This window comes from Candidatus Uabimicrobium helgolandensis (assembly GCF_041508025.1).
Classification (GTDB): Bacteria; Planctomycetota; Uabimicrobiia; order Uabimicrobiales; family Uabimicrobiaceae; genus Uabimicrobium; species Uabimicrobium helgolandensis.
Genome location: NZ_CP165719.1, coordinates 4,093,415 through 4,118,334 on the forward strand (window position 1 = coordinate 4,093,415; position 24,920 = coordinate 4,118,334).

The following is a 24,920-nucleotide window of genomic DNA, read 5'->3' on the forward strand; positions in this document are numbered from 1 at the left end:
AACAATACCAAAGCCATTTCGCATAGGAAAACCTAACGCGTGAATGGCTTTTTTTTTTACTGTAGGAATTACTCACGCAGTTGGAACAAAAATGAAATATAAAACAATTATTATTGGTGCTGGAGCTGCAGGGATGATGACGGGAATTGCGGCAGGAAGTCATGGAGCTAAAGATGTACTTATTCTAAATGCTACACCACGCATAGGCTTAAAAATATTAATGTCGGGTGGTGGGCGTTGTAATATTACCAATGCTGAACTGCAATACCAAAAATTTTATGGTGAATCTAAAAATGCTATAAAAAAAATTATCAAACAATTTCCTCCACAAAAAGTTATTGATTTTTTTGAATCGCAAGGTGTAAAAACTAAGATAGAAAAACCATGGTTTAAATACTTTCCTGTTGATAATAAAGCTCAAAGCGTACTAAACGCTCTCCTGAAGAAGCTGGATACGCTCAATATCAAAATAAAATTTCCTGTTATTGTGGAAGACTTTTTTGCTGAAGAAAATGGGATTTGGAAAGTGATCGCTGGAGATAAAGAATATTCATGTGAAAACCTTGTTCTTGCTAGTGGAGGGTTTTCTTATCCTCATACGGGAAGTGATGGGAAATTGTGGCCAAAGCTTGTAAAAATGGGGGTGCAAATAGAAAAAGACATTCCTGCTCTAACTCCTCTAAAAACAGATAATCGACTTTTTCATAAGCTTAAAGGTCTGTCTCTTCAATGTAATCTCCAAGTAAAAAAACAACAAAAAGTTATTCAAGAAGAGTGTAATTCACTATTATTCACTCATTTTGGTTTAAGTGGTCCAGGGATTTTAAATGTCAGTCATAATTTTGCCTGCAACAATCCTAATATTAAGTTGTATGCTAATTTTTTGCCCGACCACCAAAGAACCGTTTTTGAACAAGATTTAATGCAATTGCCACATAACACAAAAATAGTGAACGTTTTGGGCAAATTTTTTCAGCGACGTTTAGCAGAAACACTAACATCGATGAGCTGTCCAATAGAACAAACTGCTGGACAAATGACAAAGATACAGCGTAAAAATGTATTAAAAAATGTATTCGAACAACAATTTAATATAACAGGTACTCTTGGATACAAAAAAGCAGAAATAACCAGCGGAGGAATACCTTTTAGTCAATTAAATTTAAAAACAATGGAAATGAAAAATTACCCAAGGTTATATGCTGTAGGCGAGATAGTAAACGTTCACGGAGATATTGGTGGTTACAATTTTCAGTGGGCGTGGAGTAGTGGATGGGTTTGTGGTAAAGCAATTGCTTCAATAGCATTGTAACATATCTTATGTAAAGTAGGTGCGACATGGAAAAAAAGAAACGTCTTAAAAGTTTACGTCAAAAACGCGATGAATACATTGCAAGCCATGATTGGTACATGGCTCTAGAAACTCTTAACGACATGATTGAAGTCGAAAAAAAAAGTTCTTTTTATACACGTCGAGCAATGATATGGATAAAACTACAAGAGAGTAAAAAAGCTATTGAAGACTTGAAGCTAGCTTTGGTAATGAACCCCAACGACAAACATGCACAAAAAACATTAAAAAAAATTAGCTTCAATAAAGCTTTCGCTGAAAGCGGTGGTTTCTCTTCTGATGTTACTATTTTTGATATAGAAACAAAAGTCAAAGAAAGTGAAGAACCTTCTTTTAGTCGCTATAAAATAATTGAAAAACTAGGGCAAGGAGGGATGGGGAAAGTATATAAGAGCTATGATACTCACCTTGAGCGTATTGTAGCGCTAAAAACCCTACTTTCTCAAGACAACGCGTCAAAAAACGAGCGATTTTTACGCGAAGCAAAAGCGATTGCTCAGCTTCATCATCCCAATATTATAGCTATTCATGATATAGCTAATCAAAATGGTCAAAACTTTTTTACTATGGATTTTATAGAAGGAACGACTCTTAAAATCTTTAGTGAGAAAAATAATATTGGCATTCCTCATAAAATAAATCTTATTACAAAAATAGCAAAGGCTTTATCCTACGCACATAAAAATGGTATTATTCATCGCGATATAAAACCAAGTAATATAATGATCAATATAAATCACGAGCCTGTCCTTATGGATTTTGGTTTGGCAAAAATTACTCATAGCGAGGACGGTTTATCAAGAACAGGTGATGCAATGGGGACACCTGCTTATATGCCGGTGGAACAAATTCACGGAAATAACGTAGATCTTCGTGCTGATGTTTACGCTCTAGGAGCAACTCTTTACGAAATTCTAACTGGCCGTCCTCCATTCCAAGGAGAATCTTACTACAATATATTGCATCAAGTTTTACATTTAGAACCAATGCCGATGCGCACACTCAATCCTGATGTTCCTGTGGATTTAGAAGCTATATGTATGAAGTGCTTAGAAAAAAATCCCAATAAGCGTTACAGCGATATGTTACTTTTAATACAAGACCTTCAAAATTTTTTAATGAACCGCCCTGTTAGCGCTCGTCCAATCACTCGTTGGACACAACTCCGAAAATTCATGGCACGTCACTACGTAATTGTTTCTCTTTGTAGCTTTATGATTCTCTCTGTGAGTTCGGCAGGCATTTTTTCTTTTTTTTCTTGGAAAAAAGCAGAAAAACAAGAAATACAAAGAACTATGGAAGCAAGGCAAGCAAAAAGACAGCTAGCGGAAATTGCACTAGCGAAAGCAAAAGAAGCTTTCAAGAGAAAAGAATGGAATTCATGCGGGGTACTTGCTGGTGAAGGTTTACACTTTATTCGAGACTTTTCTGCGACTAGTGATCTAGCTCTTAAAAAAGATCTAAATCATTACCTTAAACTATCAATGCAATATGCTGGTCTTATCTGGAAGAAGCAACAACTCTATACTTTTTCAAATGCAGCTTATACTAACGACGGTAATTCAATTATTTCCTATGGAACAGGTCTTGCTATTTGGGATGCTCATAGTGGAAAAATCCGTCGCTTTATCAATAACAGCGATACTACACACCTAGCGATTTCCTACGACAACAATTATATTGCTTACACAACACCCAAAAACAGTGAAAATCAAATCACTGTTTCTTCGCTAAACAATAAAAAGACGTTTTATCATTTTAGCTATTATCAGCGAGTTCTTAGTCTACGCTTTGCTAAAAAAAGTTCGAAATTAGCTGTGCTGTATGCTGATGGAAATATTCATATATGGGATACGTTGCAAAAAAAAGTTATCCATAAAATTAACAACAAAGCACAAAATTTACAATTGGAGTTTGTTTTAAATGATACTGCACTGGCGATAATTTCAGAACAACAAGTGGTTATACAAGATTTGGCTACCCAAAAAAAGATCGCAAAAAAAATTGTTCACGAACCACAAGCATCAGCATATCATCTTAAAAAAAATAGACTGGCAATTGCATGCAAACAGGTAATCTATATTTGGGACTTACAACAAGAATCTCACCAAGAAATAAAAATAGCAGGCGAGCCAACATATGTAGGTTTTAATTTCGACGGAAGTTTGCTTTGTTGTACACGAAGAGGCTTTGATGATCAAATTTTTGAAAAAACTAGTGTGTGGAATATCAATACGCGTATTAAAATAACTAAAGATATAGAAAATGTAAGAGCAATATTCCATCCTCAAAAAAACGATTTACTGGTATTTAATGAAGGTATTCCACAGCAACAATGGGACATTTCAACAAAATTTTCCTCTTCTTTGTTACCAAATGGTGTATATAGTTTGGATTTTGATCCTTCAGGAAAACATTTTCTTCATGTAAAAGAAGGAATCGTTGAAATTTACGAAAGTCAAAAAAGAAAAAAGATTCAAACACTTGATCTAAATAGAGTTTTTGACGCCCGGTTTAGTAATAATGGAGAGTCTGTCGTTTGCCTGTCGGAAGATACAAATGTTTACGTTTGGAATAAAAAAAATAAAAACATACAAACACTCAGTGGGCATTCAACATCTCCTTATTATGTGACTTTTCATCCAGAGGATAACCTTGTTGCCTCCAGTGAAGATAAAGCCATTATCATTTGGAATCTGCGCGAAAAAACCCATCGCATTTTAGAAACAGAAAAAGATTATACTGGTTTTTTATTATTCAATAATGATGGTTCTTTATTGGCTTCTTCTCATAATAGTGAAATTAAAATTTGGGATGTAGCTTCTGGTAAATGTGTAGACACAATTATCCTCAACAATGAGATATATTCTAATATATTTATATTAGCTCTTCATTTTCAAGATAAATCAAAACTTATTTATGCTACATCGAATAATGTATTTATTTATGATTTGCAGCAAAAAAAGCAAACAAAACATAGTTTAAGTGTTACTCAAATGGAAAACTTTGTTGTTGGCAAAGATAGCCAATATTTTGTTGCGATATTAGACAAAGGCAAGAAAATAAAAATCTACAATGCACTTACCGGCGAACATATACAATCTTATACAGAACATATGCCAATATCGGCAATTGCTCTTAGCAATGATAATAGATACTTGATTACGGCTAACTCTAAAGGGTATATTAAATTCCGCGAATTATTTTTACAAAAACCTATACGCATTTTAAAAGCAAGTAAAAAAGTGAAGAATATAAAACTTGTTTCTGTCAACAAACTACTTATTCATCAAGGTGGACTACAAATCTATGACTGGCACAAACAAGAAACAACAACACGCTTTTCAGAAGAACTAAGCAAAGTATCATTTAGCCTGTCTGGAAAATATACAGCGACTTTTACCAACAAAGATACTTCTATAATAGAAACAGAAACCAGCAAGCAAGTTTGGAATGATCAAAGCACAGAAACACAAGTCGCTTTTTCTCCCCAAGAAAAAATTGCAACTTTATCACAAAATAAAAGATTTCTTGTATTTAAGAATGAAATTTCTCAAGAAAAAAATCGCCTTATTTACACAAAGCGTTTTGGTGATTTACATCAGTATATTTCTTTTAGTAACAGCGGTTTGTATGCTGCAGTTGTCAACGGCGAGATACTTGAAATATGGAATATAAAAACAAAAGAAGTTATCTACAAAATTGTGATTACTAAGTTTCTCGTTGATGTTTACTGGAGTGGTGATGATAAAAAAATTGTTGTTCGCGATTTACAAAAAATAACTATTCATAACATACATAACAAAACATCTTCTTTTATTATTCGCAATTCTAGTATTTATGTTGCTGCTTTCAACTTTAACGGACAATTTATTTTGCTCACCACAAAAGGAATACTTAAAATATTTGATACCCACACAAAAAAAATGATTGAGATCAAGAAGTATGAAAATTTACCACTGCATATAGTTGCTTTAGGTGATTTTGTGGCTTTATCGCAAAAAGAGAAAATCGTTATTCTGAATTATAAAACCTTGGAAGAAAAAAAAATAAAAGGTGATAAAAGGCAAATCAAAAAACTTTTATTTCCTTCAAAAAAGAGGCTTATAGTGGTAGGTAAAGATAATAATGTTGTTGTATGGAATCTTAATAGTAAAAAAATAGAGCATGAATTTGAGCATAACGACGAAATACAACATATACTTTGCCAAGAAAACCAACTAACAACTGTTGCCAACAATACACTTAACAAATGGAATATCAACAACGGAACTAAGATTCTAACAAAAAAAATAGCCGAAAAAATAGCAGCGATTCGTCCGCAAAGTGATGAATATATCACGATAGAGAATTTTAATTTTCTAAGTTTGATTGATTTGGTATCCAAACAACAAATAAAAGAGTACAACAATCGAAAAATAGCTAGGCATGTCTCTTTTCTCTCTGAGAGCGAAATAATTCTGCAATTACCCAAAAAAGTAGTTACTCGCAATTTTGAACAAAATACAGAAATGAATTTTCCTTTTACTGGATATTCAATAAGCAGCGATCGTAAACTTTTAGCACTTATTCACAGGAAAAATCAAGAGATTAAAATATGGGATATAAAAAATAAAAATTACATAAAAACATATAGTATTCCCGAAAACATTTTATCTGTACAATACGCTGGAGAATACCTAATAGTAGCTCACTTCAATAGCATACGTATCATTAATATAAACAAAGAAGAGCCACAAACAATAAATGCTGAACAAGGATTATTTGTCTCTTACCTAGGATATGATCCAATAAATAAAATAATGGCTGTTGCTTCAGAGAAATCTCTAGATTTTTGGGACATCACAAAAATAAGAAAAATAAATACTTATCCTGGGAGATATGCCAAAATTTCTTTTCTACCACATCAAGGCATTGCAGCTCTCTTAACAAGGGAGTCGCAAATTGAAATAGTAAATTTTCCAAAGCAAAAGAACAATTGGAACAATTTGCAACTAAACCCAAGACAAGAAGTTCGCAAATTTTTTGGACGGTTTGCGGATAGTACACTAGGTATAAAAAAACACTACAGTCATTTGAAAATTTGGTAAATAAGTTACTTTGCAAATGAAAAGACCTTTCCATGAAAAAAGTGAAAAGCTGTGGATTTCTAATTATTCACAGAGAGAGACAACAGTTCTTGCTATTAAAACATCATCATCGTTACGATTTTCCAAAAGGCCACGTAGAGTTAGGCGAGTCAGATTTAGAATGCGCTTTTCGCGAATTACAAGAAGAAACGGGCATTACCAAAGAACAAGTTAACGCGGATGGATTTTCTTGTGATATTAATTACACTACGCGTTATAAGCGTTTTGGTAACAGAAAAGTACACAAAACGGTTGTTATATTTCTCGGTTGGTTAAAAAAAGATGTGGATATCTGTGTAACCGAACATCCTTCTTTTGAGTGGTGCCCTTGGCCGAATAAACGTAAATTTACGGAAAAGAATATTGTAAAAGTCTTAGAAAAAGTTGAGGATTACCTTCATTAGGATGACAAATATGATGTACGATACAGTTATTGTTGGAGGTTTTGGTCATGTTGGTCTACCTCTTGCTATTTCACTTGCAAACAAAGGACAGAAAGTTTGCGCATTTGATATAAATCGCGAAGTGGGAGATCTTATTGAAAAAGGTCAAATGCCATTTATCGAATATGGTGCTGAAGAAATTCTAAAAGAAGTAATTAATCGCCAACTATTTTTGTCATATGACCCGAAAGTAATTAAAGAAACGAATACTGTAATTGTTATTATTGGTACGCCCGTCGACCAGCACCTTAATCCAGAATTAGATCCAATTATAAAACTTATTCACGATTACTTAGACTATTTTCACGATGAGCAACTTATCGTTTTACGTAGTACCGTTTATCCTGGAACCACAGAAAAAGTAAAAAATTGGTTTCATCAATATGGGAAGAAGGTGGATGTCGCTTTTTGCCCTGAACGAATAGCTGAAGGCTACGCAATGGAAGAGTTGCAAAAATTGCCGCAAATTATTTCCTCTTTTTCAGATAAAGGGCTGGAGCGTTGTCGCGAATTATTTCAATTGCTTACAGACGATATTATCTGTTTAGAACCAATTGAAGCAGAACTTTCTAAACTTTTTACCAATGTGTGGCGCTATATTAAATTCGCGACATCAAATCAATTTTTTATGATTGCTAACAACCATAACGTAGATTTTTATCGCATATTACATGCAATGACGTACAACTATAAACGTGCCGAAGATTTTGCATCACCTGGTTTTGCAGCAGGACCTTGTTTATTTAAAGACTCTATGCAATTGGCTGCTTTCAACAATAATAATTTTTTCTTAGGGCATAGTGCTATGTTAATCAATGAAGGTTTGCCAAACTATATTGTCAGCAAGCTCAAAGAGAAACATCCACTACATTCTATGACCGCTGGTATTCTAGGGATGGCATTTAAGGCCAATATTGATGACAAGCGCGAATCGCTGTCCTATAAATTAAAAAAAATTCTAATGTTTGAAAGTAAATGCGTTTTGTGCAGTGATTCTTATATTGAGGATGAAAAATTTGTTGACCACGATACTCTTATCTCTCAAAGCGATATCGTGATTCTTGGCGTTCCACATACGCAGTACAAAACTATTACAATTCCAAAAGGCAAAATTGTTGTGGATATTTGGAATTTCTGGGGAAATGGTTCCGTTGTTTAATAGTTTGCAATATTTTAACATAGATTGACGAAACCTATTATCGCAAAATGGCAAAGCGCGCTGATCTCACTTCATTTTTGACAGTATATCATAGAGAATGAATTGAGATCATGATACATTTCTTCAACGGTTTGATAACATTCTGGTGAAGGAAGTAACATCGCTTTCTTGATAATAGTGGCAAGATGTTGTGGAATATCTGGTCGTTTCTGCGATATATCTGGATAATCTCCCTCTGCGATTGTTGTAAGAATTTTTGACATATCATTGTTTGACAATTCTTTTCCATAATGCGGATAACCACAAAGTAAAAAATAGGCCAAGGCTCCTGTTGAATATATATCACAAAAGAAAGATGAATAACCTTTATCTAAAGCATATGGTGAAACAGAAAAATATTTTTGGAAAAACATTCCTGGGTGGCAGTTAAGAGGTGGTTCTTGATGGAGATCAATGGTCCACAAAACTTCTATTGATTCGTTATCAAAATATATGTCATAGGGATTGATTTCATAGTGGCCGATATTTTGTTTATGTGCATGGACAAGTTGTTCAATAACTAACAATATGATATGAGTGGTCAACTTGGCCGAAAGCTTGCCAACTTTTTTTACTAGATCAGCCAAAGAGATTCCATTTTTGTATCTCATAAATATAAAAATGGAAGTTGGGGTTTTCTGATAATCAAATAACTGTGCGATTCCTTTTTTGCCAATTCTGCTTATTTTAGCAATTTCCTTTTCTATTTTTTGGGCAATCTCCTCATCACTTTTTGGTGTGTGTAAAAGCAAAGTTATTTGTTTTGAACGCAGTGTATAACGAACTGTAAATTCTTTATAGGATACGCGTGCAGGTATTTTTGAGTATTGCCATTTCTTTTGATCTAATTGCCATATTTTTTGGGTATATCTTTGCGGCAATAATAATTTTTCTTCGTTTTCAGTATATACAATTAATTTTTTTGGTATTTCTAGAGATTGTAGAACGTTTTTGCCTAACGATTTATTTGTTAAATATATCTCTAGCGATTGAATCTGGCTTTTTTCTATATTAAGGTTTGTTGGAGAATTTTTTATTTTTAATTCGTTGATGTTACAATTTACAAAAGAAGTTATGTTGGCATAACATATAACAAGCCTATCACTACGAAAGCTACAGTTTTCGAAAACACAATTTTCTGTAGAATATATTATGTGATTGATATAGAAAGTACATCCAATATACCTAGTGTCTTTTTTTATATCAGATAACACTTGTTTTGCAATTGTATTCATTGCCTTTTACCTTTATGCAAATATTTTGATTCTACTAGATGCTGTTAAGTGTGCCTACTGATTCGCCAAAGATTTCAAACTTGTAAGTACATTTGAATAGTAGATTCTGTTCATCCAAATAAAAAGATATGACCTTAACCGTAATCGTTGTCGTAGCCGAATAATTATAACATTTTGGAAAGGGTAGAAACAATACGAGTTAACAAAAGTTTCCATCTTGCCGTCTTTCTATAACAAGTACATGAATTAGTGTTGATAGTTACAGTTGTTGCTTTAACTACATTGGTTACGATTATTGAGAATGTAAAAACTTTTTTTGTAAAAAAGAATGAGTAATCTATAATTATACTTTTATTGACGCTGTTAATATAAAGATTTAAATGTCGGAGGTTAGGGGCTGTCATCAATTAGTAAAAAACTATTCAAAGCATAAAGTTTAGATTTTATAGAACTCGTAGCTGTAGCCGTAATCGTGAGCGTGATCCGTGACCTTGACCGAAGATATAGGATTTTCATAGTTATGTACTCTGAAAATATAAAATATTACACTTTATGCATCAAGAACGTTTTACTATTTTTTCGGCTACAATCACGATTACGACTAGGGTCACGGTCACAGTCACGAATGTTTCAGTGTAATGCTTTAATTGATGACACGCCCTATTTATAAAAAATTCTTTTGTGCCGCAATTTTGTGAAAGATTTCGATTTTAATAAAAGGAAAATGCTATGAAACAACTGGCAGGAAAAACAGCTCTAGTAACAGGAGCTTCTTCGGGAATTGGTCTGGCTTTGGCTAAATCGCTTGCCGCTAGAAAAATGAATCTGATTATTACCGCTCGTTCTGAAAATAAACTGAATGAAATTGCGACTGAATTGCAAAAATCCGGAGTGAATGTCGATGTTTTTTCTAGTGATCTTAGTGAAAGAGGTGCAGCAGAGAATCTTTTCAAACAAGTTAGTGAAGCGAGTTTGCACGTTGATCTCTTAATTAACAACGCTGGTTTTGGTAAATGGGGTGAGCTTCTCGAAATTAATAGAGAGGAGTACCAGCAAATGTTACAATTGAATATCAATGCTCTTACTGAACTTTGCCACTTATTTATTCCTGACATGCTTAGTCGCAAAGAAGGTGGAATTATTAATGTTGGTTCAACTGCTTCCTTTGTGCCTATTCCTTTTGCTGCTGTATATTCAGCAAGTAAAGCATATGTGTTATCATTTACAGAAGCACTACAAGGTGAATATGGAGACCGCGGTTTGAGTGTTATGACTCTATGCCCTGGAGGGACAAATTCAAATTTTGCAGCAGTAGCTAATCCTAATTTAAAACAAATATTTGCTAACAAAGACACACCAGAGTTTGTGGCTGAAATGGGTTTAGAGGCTTTTCTAAAAGGAAAATTATATGTTATTACAGGCAAGGGAAATAAAAAAGTAGCGCTTTTACCACGTATTCTTTCGCGTCAGAAAGTACTGGAAATTGTTGGCGCATCTTGGAAAAAAACAATAGGTAAATCTTAGTTGATTAGGGCGTATTAATACGCCCTAACGAATTACCAACTTAGTATTTATTGACTAGGAGTGACATAAATTATCTCCTAAAATAATATGGCTATCTGTCGAAGTTATTTCTAAAGAAGTTAGGGACCGCTATCAATTAAAACATTATGCAGTCGTGACTTTAGTTACGATTATGATAGTTATTAATATCTAATTGATGGCACCCTACTCTTTTATCGTGTAATTCTTTTTCACATAAACTTAAATATAATTTGAACTAGCGCAGTTATAATATTTTTCAGTTTTAAAATTAAGGTGTAATTGTTTTACGATTCTAAATAGAAAGTAGAGTTTAGTATGAAAAAATTTACGTTTATGTTATTAGTACTTATGCTTATTTACGGAATTTTAGCAACGGTAGGATCGATTATTGTTGAGTACAGAAATCGCAAATGGTTAGAGAAAACTTGCCAGTTAAATTTACAGCAACTTGGAAAAGGTTTTGTTATCTACCTATTAGATATTGGTGGGCAAAAAGATTTTCCAGACCGAAATGGCCAAGGATTTTTGCTTAGTTTGTATGATAATCGAATAATAGTAGAAAAAGATGTTTATTTATGTCGTATGACAAAAGATACAAATAGCGAACAAGAGCTAAAAAATGCTCCTGATAATGGAGATGCAAGCGGTCCAGTGAGTTACGCTGGACGAAAGAATGCTAACTCTAGAGTTTATCCTGGTCTTTTTAATGTGAATGATGATGTATCTACAACTCCGATTGTCTCAGACGATATAGGAGAACCATATAATAATCATAGTGATGGCAAAGCTTCTAATTTTTTATTTTTTGATTTACATGTTGATATGAAATACAAAGGCGAAACTGATTTTCCTAACTTGGATGTTTTAGCGAATTAAGGTACTACTTTGAGTAAATATTTTTTTGCTATAGATATAATCTATAATTTTGTTTGTGTCGCGTGTCTCTTACTCATTTTTTTGCTGTTAACAGTTATCACTACAGCAATAGGTTTTGAAAAACAATAGAGCAAATAATGTCCTCAAAACAAGAAATTTTATTTGGTAAAACAGCGGTTACAATGGGACTTGTTACACCACATCAGTTAGCTTCATTTTTACAGATGCAGCAAAAATGTAGTTTACAAGGCAAGACTCTTTCTCTTGTAAATTGGCTGGTTGAAAAAAAGTATATAACGCAATCGCAAGTGCTACAAATAAAAGAAGTGTATAACAAAGATAAATCGAGTACCTTAATTTCACTTAATCTTAAAGAAAATAGTCAGTTCGCTAATTATCGTATTGTGCGCGAATTAGGTGAGGGAGGCATGGGGAAGGTTTTTTTGGTATATGACGAGCAGCTTCAAAGACACTTAGCGCTTAAAATACTGCTTGTAAAAGACAAAAACAGTATTGAACGTTTTATCCGCGAAGCGCGTACTATTGCGAAGTTGAAACATCCCAATATTGTTTCCATTTATCATGTTTCTCAATTCGAAGATAATCATTTTTATACCATGGATTATGTAAATGGGCCCTCATTGAAAGAGCTTTTGGATAATAAACGACTATCTACAAAGCAAACAGTTGAAATTCTCAGTACTGTAGGAATAGCTTTAGACTATGCTCATCAACAAGATGTTGTTCATCGCGATATTAAACCTTCTAATATTATGATAGATCAGCAAGATGAAGTGTTTATTATGGACTTTGGTCTAGCGAAGCTACTTGATGGAGGTAAACAACTTTCTAAAAGTGGAACGATCATTGGAACATTATACTATATGGCGCCTGAGCAGGCAGATGGAAAGCTCCGCGATATCGATGCGCGTACTGATGTATATGCTCTTGGGGTTACAATGTATCAAATGCTTTGTGGAAAATTGCCATTTACAGGGAGAACGTTTTCTCATGTTGCTTCGAAAATAGTTCATGAACTTCCTATTTCTCCACGGCAATTAAAAAAAACTATTCCGCAGGCATTAAACACTATTTGTTTAAAAGCACTAGAAAAATCAAAAGAAAAGCGCTATCAAACAGCACGAGAATTTCATTGTGATTTGCAAAATTTTTTACAAGGAAAACGCATCAATGCACGTCCTCCTCGAAAATGGTTTAAATGGGTAATTAGTACTATCATTTTATTTGTATCTTTGTTTGCCTTGTTTGTAATTTCTAACGAAAAAGTAACCATAAAACTGTCTGCTAAAACAATAACAAAGTCGCAACAAAGCAAGAAGCTCTTTTATGTTGGCGACAAGGTTTATCTTTCTATCCGCTTTACTCCATTCAAAACGTTAAAGAATATTACGATTATCGGAGAAGGTGTCAAGAAAGATTTCTTTTCATCAAAGAGTGTAAAAGTACAACGATTGGTACAGTTTACTTCTGAAAAGAGAGAGACATACAACATTGATATTTTTGTAGAAACTGAAAACCAGAAATTAAAATCGCAAGTTGAATTTTTTGTTGCTGAAAAAATAAAGACAAAACCACAACCAAACACCTCGTTCTCATTTCAACATATTTTACTATACGAAGGTACTGCAAAATTACCACCGCAAAATTTAAGAAAATATTCAAATATGTTTTCTTTAAGAACAGCGCGCTATATTTATTTCGAAATAACATTCAAAAATTTACTTTTCCAAAAAAGGCCAAACCAAGTACGAGCACATGGAAAATATTATACTGCTCAAGGACAACTAATTGGCACATCAAATGAAATATCCTATATTGTCGAACCAAATGCGCAGTACGCATATATTACTTCCAGTTGGGGCTTTAACAAACCGGGTTTGTGGCGCGCAGGAAATTTCTATATCGATGTTTTTGTTAACGATAAAAGTGTAGGAAGAGCAGCATTTGCGATTACACACTAGATACGAAAACTGAAATTTGTTTTGCTGAAACTAACGCTGATCCTGATACATCACTATAGACTAGGGCGTGTCATCAATTAAGTAAAATGACAGAAGAAGCCAAATATACAGCGGTTTTATCATATCTGGTTGCAATAGCTCTGTATTGCTTTAATTTTTGAAAAAATTTTCAATCAAATGCCTTGCTTTATTAAAGATGTTTATCATGCTCGCGTGGTTGCTTATTATTGGCATTAGAAGGAATAACAGAGAGAATATTCTTATCATCCCTTATCATCCAATTTTTGCAGAAGACGTCCAAATCTTTCCGTATTCAACAACAAGAAAGAATCCACATAACACGAAGACTATGCCAATAACAATTTTTTCCTTTATTTTTAACTCTCCTTTTGTTTATAACTTAATCTTTTCTGGTTTCGGACTAGCATTTTTTTTAATAAAAACTAGAAAAAGCAAAAAAGCTAATAATAAATAAACAGAAGGTTCAGGAACGCTAGCTGCGTTTACACCAAAAGTAATTTGTTTTCCGCCTAAAATGTTAGTTCCAAAAGAGTTGACATCGAAACGTACAAATTGACCGATATTATTTCCTAGATTGCGGACTTCAAAGGGAGAATCTTGAGCAGCATCACCGCTTAAAGCAAACGTAAAATTTCCAACAAATATCGCGTCACTAAAGTCAGCTTGCGTTGCCGTAAAAATATCAACGTCTTCAAAACCGCGATTCTGATTGTTAAATAATCCAAGTTGACTAATTTGAAATAATTCGCCTAAATCAAAATCGATTATTGGCCCAACATTGTTATTTTCTCCAAAAAATTGCGTAGCTACGTTATTTGAAGTTGCTGTTGGATTAAGAGCTGCGAAATCATCAAAATCGTCTACTCCACTATTAAAATCAACTAAATTATTTGTTTGATTTATCATATTATCAATACTAAATTGAGCTGCAAATTCTCCAAAATCATTGCGAATTACTGCGACAGGAGCTACGATTATTTCGCTAAATATCGGTAGTAGACAAAAAATGCATATGATGTATTGTTTAATTTTAAAAACCATTATTATCCTTGTATTGTAAATTAATCATGCTGGATTGTTGGTAATATGAACAATTTTAAAACTTACTATTACTTGTAAGAACTAGGGCGTGTCATCATTCAAAATATTGTGTGTTTTTTCGAGCCCGAGCCCGTTTCCGAAACTTTCACTAACAATTTATCAAAGAAGCAAAGTTTCTTTTTCCATCGCAAAAAACTAGTATTGAACCAATAAATCACTTTCTGTCGCTCTCAAAAAGTTTTCGGGCGCGGGCTCGCAAACGGGCTCGGGCTCAATACTACTGGCGTATCATTAAATGAATCCGTTATATTTTTATCTGTATTGAATGATGACAGGCCCTAATTATTTAAATCTATCAAGTTGCGGATCTATTATAGGTTCTTGTTTTAAGAAAAGTATTGTTATCTTTAATTTGATTTTACGAAAGTTATTATGTTTTTGATATTGTCTACAACAACACTTCTGAAATTTCCCCATTTTCTTTCTCATAAGGTAATTAGTTTTGAGTCTGACACTTTTTTGTAAGCATTAATAGAGCAATGGTAATATGAAATATTTGGTAAGGCAATGTTTGAAAATGGTGCACGTGGAGCATGTACTTCTTCTTCTATTTATATTCAAATTGTAGAGAAAAAATTCATCTAAAAGTGAGGTTGTTGTCCTATTTATATTTTTTATTTGTCAATTTGCGGTAACCAAATAAGCCTAAGAGTGATAGTAGCAGATAGGTACTTGGCTCAGGTACAACTTCAACATCAATGCTAAAAAAACCAATATCTCCGCCAGGAGCAAATGCTAAAGCACTACTACTTATTTGGGTATCTGTTAATAAACTACCAACGTTTGCATATTCTATAAGAAGACCAACAGAACTATTGACTCGGAATATACTACCGTCAGATTCAAAGAAGCCCACATCTCCTCCAGGATCAAACCCCAAAACAGCGCTACTTGCTGCGGTGTCAGTGATGAGATCTGCAACACTAGCATATTCTACTAAAAGATTCACTGAATCATTCACACGGAATATACTACCTCCAGATTCAAAGAAGCCTGTATCCCCACCAGGATCAAACGCTAGAACTGTACTACTTTCTTGAATATCAGAAAGAAGGTTTGTAGCACTTGTGTATTCGATTAATAAGTTTGCTGTATCATCTACGCGGAATATGCTTCCATCTATTGTAAAATAACCTATATCACCATCTGGGTTCGCAGTCATAACATTGTTGTTCGTTTGAGCGTCTGCTATCATACTTGTAGTATCAGCATATTCTACAAGGCGATTGGTTGGACCATTTACACGAAATATAATTTCTGCTGTTATTGGAATAACCAACATCCCAAATAAAACAACAAGAGCTTGTATTTTATTTTTTGACATATTTTATCCCTAAGTTTGTAGAAATTTTAAACACCTAATATTTCAATTATAGCAAAGTAGATATGGTTTATGTAAGGAAAACTTATTGCTGTGAGCATCGATATTTGGTTTACGTTTCTATGACACTGGCTCGTACAAAAAGTAAAAATTGAATGGTATTTGAGTCTGGCACGAATGTCATTCCAACTTTTGACTATCTACATTTTGTTGATCTGTAGAAACTCGAATATAAGCAATATTTTTTTGCAATTTTGTATTCCAAAAATATTGATCCAAATTTTGCTCTGACACCTATTTTCAATTACAATTACCTTTAACAAAAAAAACTTTTCCAAAATATTTTAAAGCTTTTTCCATAACAGGAGTTATATCACCATCACTTCCCATAACTCCTTCCCCTGCCATATCTCCACCACTTATGAATACCCACTCTTCGGGATATTCTACCTGGTTTGCTATGGTTTCGATTAACACATTAGCATTCTCGTGTAAATCGCTAGTTAAGATAATCGGGCATGAAATATCACCAGAAGCATGAATAAATTTAACTTTTCTTAATTTTCGCACTGGTCGCGATTTTTTTTTACTACGTGGCGGATCAACTTCTATTTCTTCTTCATAATCTACAGAAAAAAACATAAACAATCCTTTAATTCAACTTTGGTAGGTGCAGATAACAGTTATTCACATGTTATAAATAATCTTGGTTCTTGGCAAAATCTTTTGTAAACTGTTTGTAGTTGTGGAACTTACAATTTGTCGCATCGTATTCTTTGTCATCTACATAGAAAGAGCAAGCATTATAATTTGTATTAGGTCTTATTTCTCGAAGTGATTTTCCTTTGATTTCCATATAAATATCTCCATTTGTTAATACATCGCGGTTTATCAATAGTGAAGCTGGACACTAATTATATGTTGTAAACGTGCCCACTTGAAATTTTCAATTTATGAAAGCTTACCCATTTTAAACTTCTGTCACCCACTTATAACAAATAATTTTCAAATCGAATACCATTGTATTTCTTGTTAGAATTGCCATTCCCACTTTTCTTAACATTTAGCACGAATATCATCTTAACAAGAACTTATAGTGCTATCATATTTTTTTGGCTCTTTGGTATTAGATTTAGGAGGAATCGCGACAAGAATATCTCTTTGTTCACAACAAAATAAATTGTAATTGTTTTTTTACGGTTGAATTGGGATCCGTTTTTAACGGATTATCTAAACAAAATAAGGATTCACAATATGAAGAAACTTCTAATCAACGTTTATATCTTATTTATAAGTATTTCATTATTTGCTCAAGCAGAATTAACAACTTTTCGTTTAGACTTGATTAACAAATCGATTTCGAAAGTGGATATTGATGATCATGAAAATGGTTCAAAAGGACACACAATTGCCAAGCACTGTAAAAAAGACAACGAATTTCTGATAGACCGTCTAAGCAAAGAGAGAAAAATAAAAGGGGCAACGTCTTTTAAAAATAAAAGCGACGCACAAAAAGCTATCCTACAAGTTTTGAAGAAAAAAAGGGGAGATATATCATCTTGGCTAAATAATCGCAAGCAGAACGACTCTCAAACCTTCCAAGCAAAAACATCGGTCAAAGCTTATGGCATAAGAAGAGGAAGTAGAGAAAGAGAGACCATAAAAAATAGCACTGTTCATGTGAAATTAGTTAAACAAAGAGAAAAGAAGAAAAGAATTTGTTATATCGAAACCGCTTTTCCCGTTTTTACAGGTCGAGCACCAAAAAAACTCAAAAGAAGTGATAGCCTACCTATTTTAGGTAGCAAAAAACAAAAACAAAAACTTAAGCGTAGTAAAAGTGCTATTGGATTAGTAACACCAATTTCAAACCCATTTAGAGGAGGTAAATACAAAAAGCTATGGGTATTCACTCAAGCATTGCGTAGCGGAAAAGGTATTAAGGTTAATCTTAATGATCATGAAGATAGCAAGTTGGGGCACACAATTAGTAAACACTGTAACAAACGCGAAAAACAATTAAAAGCGCTAGCAACCAAAACGAATAAAATCGCAGGTTGTTTCAAGAATAAAAGTCATGCGAAAGATGTTATTCTGTCTATTTTACAGAGCAAAAAAAATGATTTAAAATTATGGGCGGAAAGCAAGTCTGGTAGAAAAATACTACATGTTGAAAAAAGTGTAGAAGGTGCTATTGCCGAGCTTGTTAGTAAAAGGAAAAAGACTTATAGAGAGTTAAATAATACCACTATCAGCGTCCGAGTTGTTATTAAGCGCATAACAATAGAAGATGTTGAACTTTTCTATATATTATCTGCTTTTCCTGAAATTCAATAATTTATTGGTGTTTGATGCCACATCAATGTTAGGCATGATGTGGCATTTCAAAAATTTGATAGGGGCAAAAAGATTGCTAAAGTAATCAGTGTCATCATTCAAGCTAACGAAGCGAGTTAACACAAGAAACTAAGTATACAATCGTCTCGTAGTCGATGTCTCATTAGTCCATCACTATACTTTTTCAATCGACTTTTGGTAAGGCTGTTGTTTATCTCATGTTATTATATTTTGAATTGCTTTGAGTTCACTTACAAGCCCGAGCCTGTTTCTGAAAACTTATGAAGGAGGTCATAACGAACAACTTCGATCACGAATGTCTCGATGTTTACAAAGTAACTCTTCAATTTGTTATCTTGCAAATAAAATTGTCGACAATTTACCAAAGGACTACTCTTACCTTTGTAATCAACTTCAGCGCGCTTCTTTATCCATTTCTTTGAATATTGTAGAAGGTGGAGGAATTTAGTCCTGCTGATAAAGCTCGGTTTTATAGAATTACTTATCGATTTGCTAGTGAATGTACTTCCATTGTTCATATCCACAAATAGAGGATTTCAAATTACTAAGTTTCCTTCGCTACTGGGATATGAATATAAACTCTAGATTCTTCTGGATTTTCAATCGAAAAATCGTCGTTATACATCCCAAAATCATAAAGACCCGCTGAGGAATAACTCGATTTACTTAGCCAAGTACCATAGATATACTCATAAGTGTCCTTGATTTTGTCCAGAGAGCCTTTGTGAGTAAAAACGGCATATTCATTTTCTGGCACAGTCTTGGCAACCATGGATATCGGGATATTATCGATATTGTTTACTTCAGCGCATGGCATATATAAAAACGAGTTTGCAGTACAATTGTCTTCGATATGAAAACAAAGACTATAGCAAATGTTATTTTTGAGATTTGTAATTGAATTTCTTTGTGCTATGAAAGTCTCCCAAAGTTTAGGTAATTCTTGACTGTCGATACTGCAAATCATACCGATAAATTTCATTGCAGACATTTTTTTGAATTCTGGTTCCACAGAAATTCCTCCTTGATAACGATGATTCAAGTTATCTAATGTAAGTTTTGGAAAATGAGTTCTCTGAGCTAAACCACTTCGCCGGTATTGACCAGGAGTAACGCCAAGAAATTTTTTAAAAGCGCGACTAAATGATTCTTGAGATTGAAACTGGTAATCTAAAGCAATGTCTAAAATTCTTTTATTGGATTGAAGAATTTCATGAGATGCTTGTGATAGACGTCTTTTTCTTAGGTAACTTCCTGGTGTTTCCTTTGTAACAGCGGAAAATAAACGATGAAAATGGAAGCTTGAATAGTAAGCTTGTGAGGCAATTGCTTCTAGGGAAATTTCTTTGGTAAGATGGTTTTCCATGTATGCAATTGCCCGAATAATGTTTTCTTCATAATTCATAGTCAATAGTTTACTAAATTTATTAGAGTGTTTTTTGATCATTTTTGCTTTTATCGAACTTTTTGAGAGCGACAGAAAGTGATTTATTGGTTCAATACTAGTTTTTTGCGATGGAAAAAGAAACTTTGCTTCTTTGATAAAATTGTTAGTGAAAGTTTCGGAAACGGGCTCGCAAACGGGCTCGGGCTCGAAAAAACACACAATATTTTGAATGATGACACGCCCTAATCAAAACTGAGTTTTTTCATAACTATCTAAGGCTTCTTGAGCAGCATTTTTTACGTCTGCTACATCATCAGAAAGCGCTTTTTCTAGGTCAGGAATGGCAAAAGCAATATTTGGAGACATTTTGGCTAATGTTCGAGCAGAAACTATACGCACCTCACTTGTCTTGTTACGCAGTGTTGTAGTTAGAAATTTAAACAAATCGTCTTTTGTCGTTAAGATGTTAATCAAAACTTCTACAGCCATTACTTGGATCTTGGCATCTTTGTCGTATACCATTTTTCTTAGAGCTGGAATGGCTTCTGTGGCTTTCGATCCTATTGAAGAAAGTTTATCTACGGCAATTTTTCGAATGTCTTTATTGGGATCGCGAAAAAGCTTTAGAAGTAAAGAAATCGCTGCAGTGGATTCTGAAGTGACTGAGTCTAGTACTTGAGAAATAATCTTCTTGGTAGTTACATCGTGCTTTGATTTGTAGTTTTGCTCTACAATAGAAAATAAATATTTGGAGTTAGGTTCTTGTTTTAAGAAAAGTATTGTTATCTTTAATTTGATTTTATCATCTAATTTGGGGTTTTCCAATGCCGCTGTATCTACACCTTCTTTTCTGATGATGGTCATTAACGTGTTTTCACTCGCCTTTTGGATGTTATCTTTTTGATTAATGAGTAAATTTTGAAACGTCGAATTTTTGACAATATTGAGAGAACCTATACATTGAAGAGCTTCTACCACAGCATGCGTCATATCATTATTTTGTAGCATGTGAAGCAAAAAATCTTCTAGATCTTTTGAGTAAGGAGCCAATTTTCCCAAAACACGCACAGCATTTGTTGCAATTTGTCGAGGGGCTTCTTTACAACACAAAATAAGTAATTGATAGAGATCTTTTGGAAGCTCACCTATATCCCCTAGAACTTCGACAGCTTTTGCACGGATGTTTTTTCTGACAGAAGTATTTTTTATAATGTGTGATAATATAGGAATAGTTATCGCAGATTTATTACCTATGCTTCCTAAAACAGAGATAGAGTCTTGCATGTGTTGATCTTGCTCAATAAAGTCTACTAAGTAGGGAATAATAGGATATGCATCTGATTTCATATCATACAAGATCGTAAAAATTTCTTGTGTCTTATTGTTTGATTGCAGGTGTTTAGCAAGAATAGGAATCGCACCTGCTCCTATTTCTAGGATGAGTTTTGTTTTTTCGGTATCGCGTGGATCTGTTATTTTTTGTAGAATATTTTTAATTTTTTCAACAGATTCATCTGTTATTGGCGGACATTTTGTTATCTCTTTGGGTATTTTTATCTTCGGTGATCTATTGTAAACGCGAAAAACCGACTCTTGTGCCTCTACTTGTTCGTAAATGCTTTTAGGGGGAATATATTTTATGCTATTTTTGTCTATAACAAGTAAAATAACCGCTGCTAATCCAATAGATGCTAAGTTGAACAATCCCCAGAAAAGAGTATTTCTTTTTAGACTACGTGCATACATTGTGATCAAAAAACTTGAAATAATGAATAGCCCTATAAAAATAGATATATCGTGAATACTGTCCCACACTAACATTGGAACTATATTTACTAGAAATACTATAAATGTTGCTATTCCAGTAACAAAAGTTGGGTATCGCCATTTATTTTCCATGGTTTTTTCAAGTCCTTAAGGTAAAACTATTGCTCTTTGCCATCAATTTTTTTCAATATTGGAACAAAAATTTCCTGAAGAGATATTTCTGATCTATTACCTTGCATTACGATTTCCAACCAGGTTTTAAAATTATCCTGTTCTTGTTCTGTCCACTGCGAAGTAAAGCCTTGTTTTTCCCCATTGTCTACTTTAACTGTTGTGTCTACGCGTTTTCCATGTGCTCTGTTGACCATATAAGAATAATATAGAATCATGCGATCTACAAGTATATAGTAGAACTGTATTTTTTTGTTGGTAATAGTAACTTGTTGTTGTTTACCATCGTAAATATCAAACATTTCTTCACTTTTAAAGTGAGCCGTTACGGCTGCTGCAGCGCCGAGAAGGCCACCTACTGCTAAACTTGCACCTCCGGTAATAGGAGCAAGTAGTGCACTAATGCCTAAACCAATTCCTGTTCCTCCTGCGGCAGCCGCTAACGTTAGCTGACTTTTGGTAAGCCCTAAAACGCTCCATGTTTCTTCGGAAAATAGTTCTTCATTGATAATTGATTTTTGGGGAATTTCCACGTCGAATATTTGGTGGCGATAGACTTTACGAACTTCTTTGCGAAATTCGTTTTCTATTTTTTCTATTCCTTTTTTATAAGAAATAACGAGCTTTTGTTTAAGAAGTTTTTTATCGCCAAGAGTGTTGCCTTTTACCGAAAAATGAATGGATTTTTGCAATTTTTCTTCGATGAGTTCTACTATTTCTTCGTAGAGACGATTGCGTTGTTTTTTTAGATTTTCAGTAACGAGCTCTAAGGTATCTGCAAGGTTATCTACTAAAGTTCCCATTGTCGTTAAAAGACGGATACGATCTTTAAAATTGGCATAGTGGGCATTAAAATCTTTTACACTGTTGAAATACTTATTACATTCATTTTTCCATTTTTCAACATGATCGTAGTTGTCTTTACGACAATTGATGAGAGCAATTCTTCCGCAGCCAGACATACTGACAATCTCCATTGCCCAGATATCTTGTTGATCAACAGGACGAGAACCATCAAATACATAGAGTATACATGCTTCAGCATAATTTTTGATTGGGAATATTAGTTGGCAATCAAGTTCTAGATTTTTCTTATTGTTGTGAATATCGTAGAAAGCGGTGATTAATTCCTTGCTACTACTGTAATTGTTTTCGTTTTTTTTCAGCCATTTCAAAATTTTCTTTGGATGTTCAAATCCAGGAGTATCGATAAAGTCCATGATTCTTTTGCCATCAATTTTAATAGGAAAAATGCGATGCTTTCTAGTCGTTCCTGCATTGTGATCCACTTCAATTTGATCGTGCCCTACCAAAGTAGAAACGATGGATGATTTTCCTTCATTACTTTGTCCCATAACAATAAATACAGGGGAATCATTCATTTTTTTCTCCTAAACATACCACGCTTGTAAATGGATCTCCCAATTTAGCAACTGCAGTATTCCACATCTTGAAATCTTTAGTGTCTATTTTTTCTTGCTTGTTTTTATTAGGTTTGCCGATTAAAGCAACAATGATTTCTTTTTGTTTGCTAATGTTGCGAATATCTTCAATGAATTCCATCGCTTCACCAATAGGCGGTTTCCAAGAGGCTTGTAAGATAACAGTTCCTTCTGGAGATATTTTTTCTAAGTATTCGAGAGCTTTATCTTCACCGTCAAGACTAGTTTCAATTTCGTAGGGTTTAATATCATAAGTTAATTTTTGTTGCACTTGTTGCTGTAAATAACTATCAGCGTATAATTTGGCAATAGATTCCCATACAAAAGTTTGATAATTGTCGCTGGAAGTGACTTTTGCTGTTTTGCCTTCGGAAATTTGTGCGTCTTTTTCTTGGCTTTGTATAATCGTACTTGAACTATCATCAATTTCTACATATTGAGTTTCAAATCTACGTAATAGCCTGTTGCAGTTGGCGCTGTTAAAAGGAAAGTGATTGATAGCTCTGCGTTGTCCTAGGTAACCTACGATAAAAAATAGTAATCGCGGGAGTAGCCCGTAGAATAATATAGATAAACACAAAAATGGCCACCAAGATGTAAGAGCTTCGCTTTGTAAGTGATATATTCCATCTTTAAGTATAATACGACTACCTTCTATTTGTTCTGGAGAAGGATAGGCATTTTCGGTAATAAACCATGACCATGGTGTGGCGATGACTTCTACGGTCTTGTACAGAGTTTGGTTTTGGATTTCGGCAGTAGATTGCCATCCTAGTGCTAGGTCAGCAGTAAAAACTTTAAATAATAATGTAAGAAGAATTGCGAGGTTAAAGAAAATGGCGAAAAGTTGTGTTGCGTTGAATATTTGCCATTTAAATATGTGACCATAAATGAGTTTTTGTGCTTTTATAAATCCCATCTTACTATCAAAATTTTTAGTGTTTTTACTAGACAGTTTTTGATAGGTATTTTTTAATACAAAAATGCTGAGCTTTTTGAGTAGCCTTTTAACAAGAGGACTAAGAAATGTTAAAGATCGTAATTTACTACGAAATAATACTGCAAAAAGTAATGAGACAAGTAGTAACATTTGTAAAATAATAAGTACAAAGAAAAAAGAACTGACGTTGATAGGTGTCTTGCCATCGTACCATAAAAAGCTGCTAGTTATGGTAAAACCAGAAACTATACCAATGACTATGAGTATATTTTTTAGTAATAGGTAACCATTGTTGTATATTTCTCCTGGTAGCTCTTCGCGATCATCTTCTTCAGACTGTCGCAGTTCCGCCCATTTTTTTATTTGTGAAGGTTTGTCTTTATGTTCGTTGGAGATTTTATTGATGAAAAGTAAGCGGTCGCGTTTAATGAGGTGCTCTTGGTCTTTTTCACGATCGAGATAAAAAAAGTATTCTAAGTCGACAAAATCTTTTATTTTCCACATTGTTATTCCAAGCAAGTTTAAAGTTATTTTGAGATTGTGATTATCTAAACACATAAAATCTATAAAGTCATTTATGTGTCAATTTTTTTCTGGCGTAAAATAGTTGTTCTTGTGACTAATTGGTCTGACAAAAGTAGCGTGAGCTACTT

17 protein-coding genes and 1 pseudogene are annotated in these 24,920 nt (G+C 33.7%); 8 read left to right on the forward strand and 10 right to left on the reverse strand.

The features are described 5' to 3' along the window. Positions 1-43: 43 nt before the first annotated feature. The 4 genes from UABHE_RS14935 to UABHE_RS14950 are packed head-to-tail and all read left to right on the forward strand — an operon-like array spanning position 44 to position 8,082. Positions 44-1,312, forward strand: a complete 1,269-nt coding sequence (locus tag UABHE_RS14935) for an NAD(P)/FAD-dependent oxidoreductase (protein ID WP_372371134.1) — start codon at positions 44-46, stop codon at positions 1,310-1,312. Positions 1,313-1,338: 26 nt separating this feature from the next. Beyond that, positions 1,339-6,441, forward strand: coding sequence for a protein kinase (locus tag UABHE_RS14940; protein ID WP_372371135.1), 5,103 nt, complete (start codon positions 1,339-1,341; stop codon positions 6,439-6,441). Between the two features lie 32 nt (positions 6,442-6,473). After that, positions 6,474-6,884, forward strand: coding sequence for a bis(5'-nucleosyl)-tetraphosphatase (locus UABHE_RS14945; protein WP_372371136.1), 411 nt, complete (start codon positions 6,474-6,476; stop codon positions 6,882-6,884). Positions 6,885-6,894: 10 nt separating this feature from the next. Beyond that, positions 6,895-8,082: a nucleotide sugar dehydrogenase gene (locus UABHE_RS14950; RefSeq protein ID WP_372371137.1), complete on the forward strand. Its 1,188-nt coding sequence runs from the start codon at positions 6,895-6,897 to the stop codon at positions 8,080-8,082. A 71-nt stretch (positions 8,083-8,153) separates the two neighbouring features. On the opposite strand, the gene UABHE_RS14955 is transcribed toward UABHE_RS14950, so the two are convergent. Continuing rightward, a complete protein-coding gene (locus UABHE_RS14955) occupies positions 8,154-9,356 on the reverse strand; it encodes a hypothetical protein (protein WP_372371138.1) in 1,203 nt (400 codons plus the stop codon). A 729-nt stretch (positions 9,357-10,085) separates the two neighbouring features. On the opposite strand from UABHE_RS14955, the gene UABHE_RS14960 reads away from it, so the two are divergent. The 3 genes from UABHE_RS14960 (at position 10,086) to UABHE_RS14970 (ending at position 13,759) form a co-directional block, all read left to right on the forward strand. Beyond that, entirely contained in the window at positions 10,086-10,880 is a 795-nt protein-coding gene (locus tag UABHE_RS14960) for an SDR family NAD(P)-dependent oxidoreductase (RefSeq protein WP_372371139.1), read from the forward strand. Between the two features lie 336 nt (positions 10,881-11,216). Further along, a complete protein-coding gene (locus tag UABHE_RS14965) occupies positions 11,217-11,777 on the forward strand; it encodes a type II secretion system protein (protein ID WP_372371140.1) in 561 nt (186 codons plus the stop codon). 137 nt (positions 11,778-11,914) lie between these two features. Next, complete coding sequence (locus UABHE_RS14970) at positions 11,915-13,759, forward strand: serine/threonine protein kinase (RefSeq protein ID WP_372371141.1); 1,845 nt, start codon at positions 11,915-11,917, stop codon at positions 13,757-13,759. Between the two features lie 73 nt (positions 13,760-13,832). Here the strand turns inward: UABHE_RS14970 and UABHE_RS14975 are convergent. The 5 genes and pseudogenes from UABHE_RS14975 to UABHE_RS14995 all read right to left on the reverse strand — a co-directional run. Then, positions 13,833-14,018: pseudogene (locus UABHE_RS14975) on the reverse strand (IS5/IS1182 family transposase); the annotation flags it as partial. 134 nt (positions 14,019-14,152) lie between these two features. After that, complete coding sequence (locus tag UABHE_RS14980; RefSeq protein ID WP_372371142.1) at positions 14,153-14,821, reverse strand: PEP-CTERM sorting domain-containing protein; 669 nt, start codon at positions 14,819-14,821, stop codon at positions 14,153-14,155. A gap of 661 nt (positions 14,822-15,482) precedes the next feature. Beyond that, positions 15,483-16,205: a PEP-CTERM sorting domain-containing protein gene (locus UABHE_RS14985; RefSeq protein ID WP_372371143.1), complete on the reverse strand. Its 723-nt coding sequence runs from the start codon at positions 16,203-16,205 to the stop codon at positions 15,483-15,485. A 297-nt stretch (positions 16,206-16,502) separates the two neighbouring features. Beyond that, on the reverse strand, positions 16,503-16,844 hold the full coding sequence (locus UABHE_RS14990; protein ID WP_372371144.1) for a hypothetical protein: 342 nt from the start codon (positions 16,842-16,844) through the stop codon (positions 16,503-16,505). Positions 16,845-16,896: 52 nt separating this feature from the next. Next, complete coding sequence (locus tag UABHE_RS14995) at positions 16,897-17,058, reverse strand: hypothetical protein (RefSeq protein ID WP_372371145.1); 162 nt, start codon at positions 17,056-17,058, stop codon at positions 16,897-16,899. A gap of 398 nt (positions 17,059-17,456) precedes the next feature. Between UABHE_RS14995 and UABHE_RS15000 the strand changes: the two genes are divergently transcribed. Next, on the forward strand, positions 17,457-18,539 hold the full coding sequence (locus tag UABHE_RS15000) for an RNase A-like domain-containing protein (RefSeq protein WP_372371146.1): 1,083 nt from the start codon (positions 17,457-17,459) through the stop codon (positions 18,537-18,539). Between the two features lie 565 nt (positions 18,540-19,104). Here the strand turns inward: UABHE_RS15000 and UABHE_RS15005 are convergent. The 4 genes from UABHE_RS15005 to UABHE_RS15020 all read right to left on the reverse strand — a co-directional run bounded on the left by UABHE_RS15005 (position 19,105) and on the right by UABHE_RS15020 (position 24,771). Beyond that, positions 19,105-19,965: a GyrI-like domain-containing protein gene (locus UABHE_RS15005; RefSeq protein WP_372371147.1), complete on the reverse strand. Its 861-nt coding sequence runs from the start codon at positions 19,963-19,965 to the stop codon at positions 19,105-19,107. Between the two features lie 228 nt (positions 19,966-20,193). Next, a complete protein-coding gene (locus tag UABHE_RS15010; protein WP_372371148.1) occupies positions 20,194-21,846 on the reverse strand; it encodes a HEAT repeat domain-containing protein in 1,653 nt (550 codons plus the stop codon). A gap of 26 nt (positions 21,847-21,872) precedes the next feature. Further along, a complete protein-coding gene (locus tag UABHE_RS15015) occupies positions 21,873-23,267 on the reverse strand; it encodes a DUF3482 domain-containing protein (RefSeq protein WP_372371149.1) in 1,395 nt (464 codons plus the stop codon). Next, positions 23,260-24,771, reverse strand: coding sequence for a DUF2868 domain-containing protein (locus UABHE_RS15020; protein WP_372371150.1), 1,512 nt, complete (start codon positions 24,769-24,771; stop codon positions 23,260-23,262). Before UABHE_RS15020 ends, UABHE_RS15015 begins: the two co-directional genes overlap by 8 nt. Between the last annotated feature and the right edge of the window lie 149 nt (positions 24,772-24,920).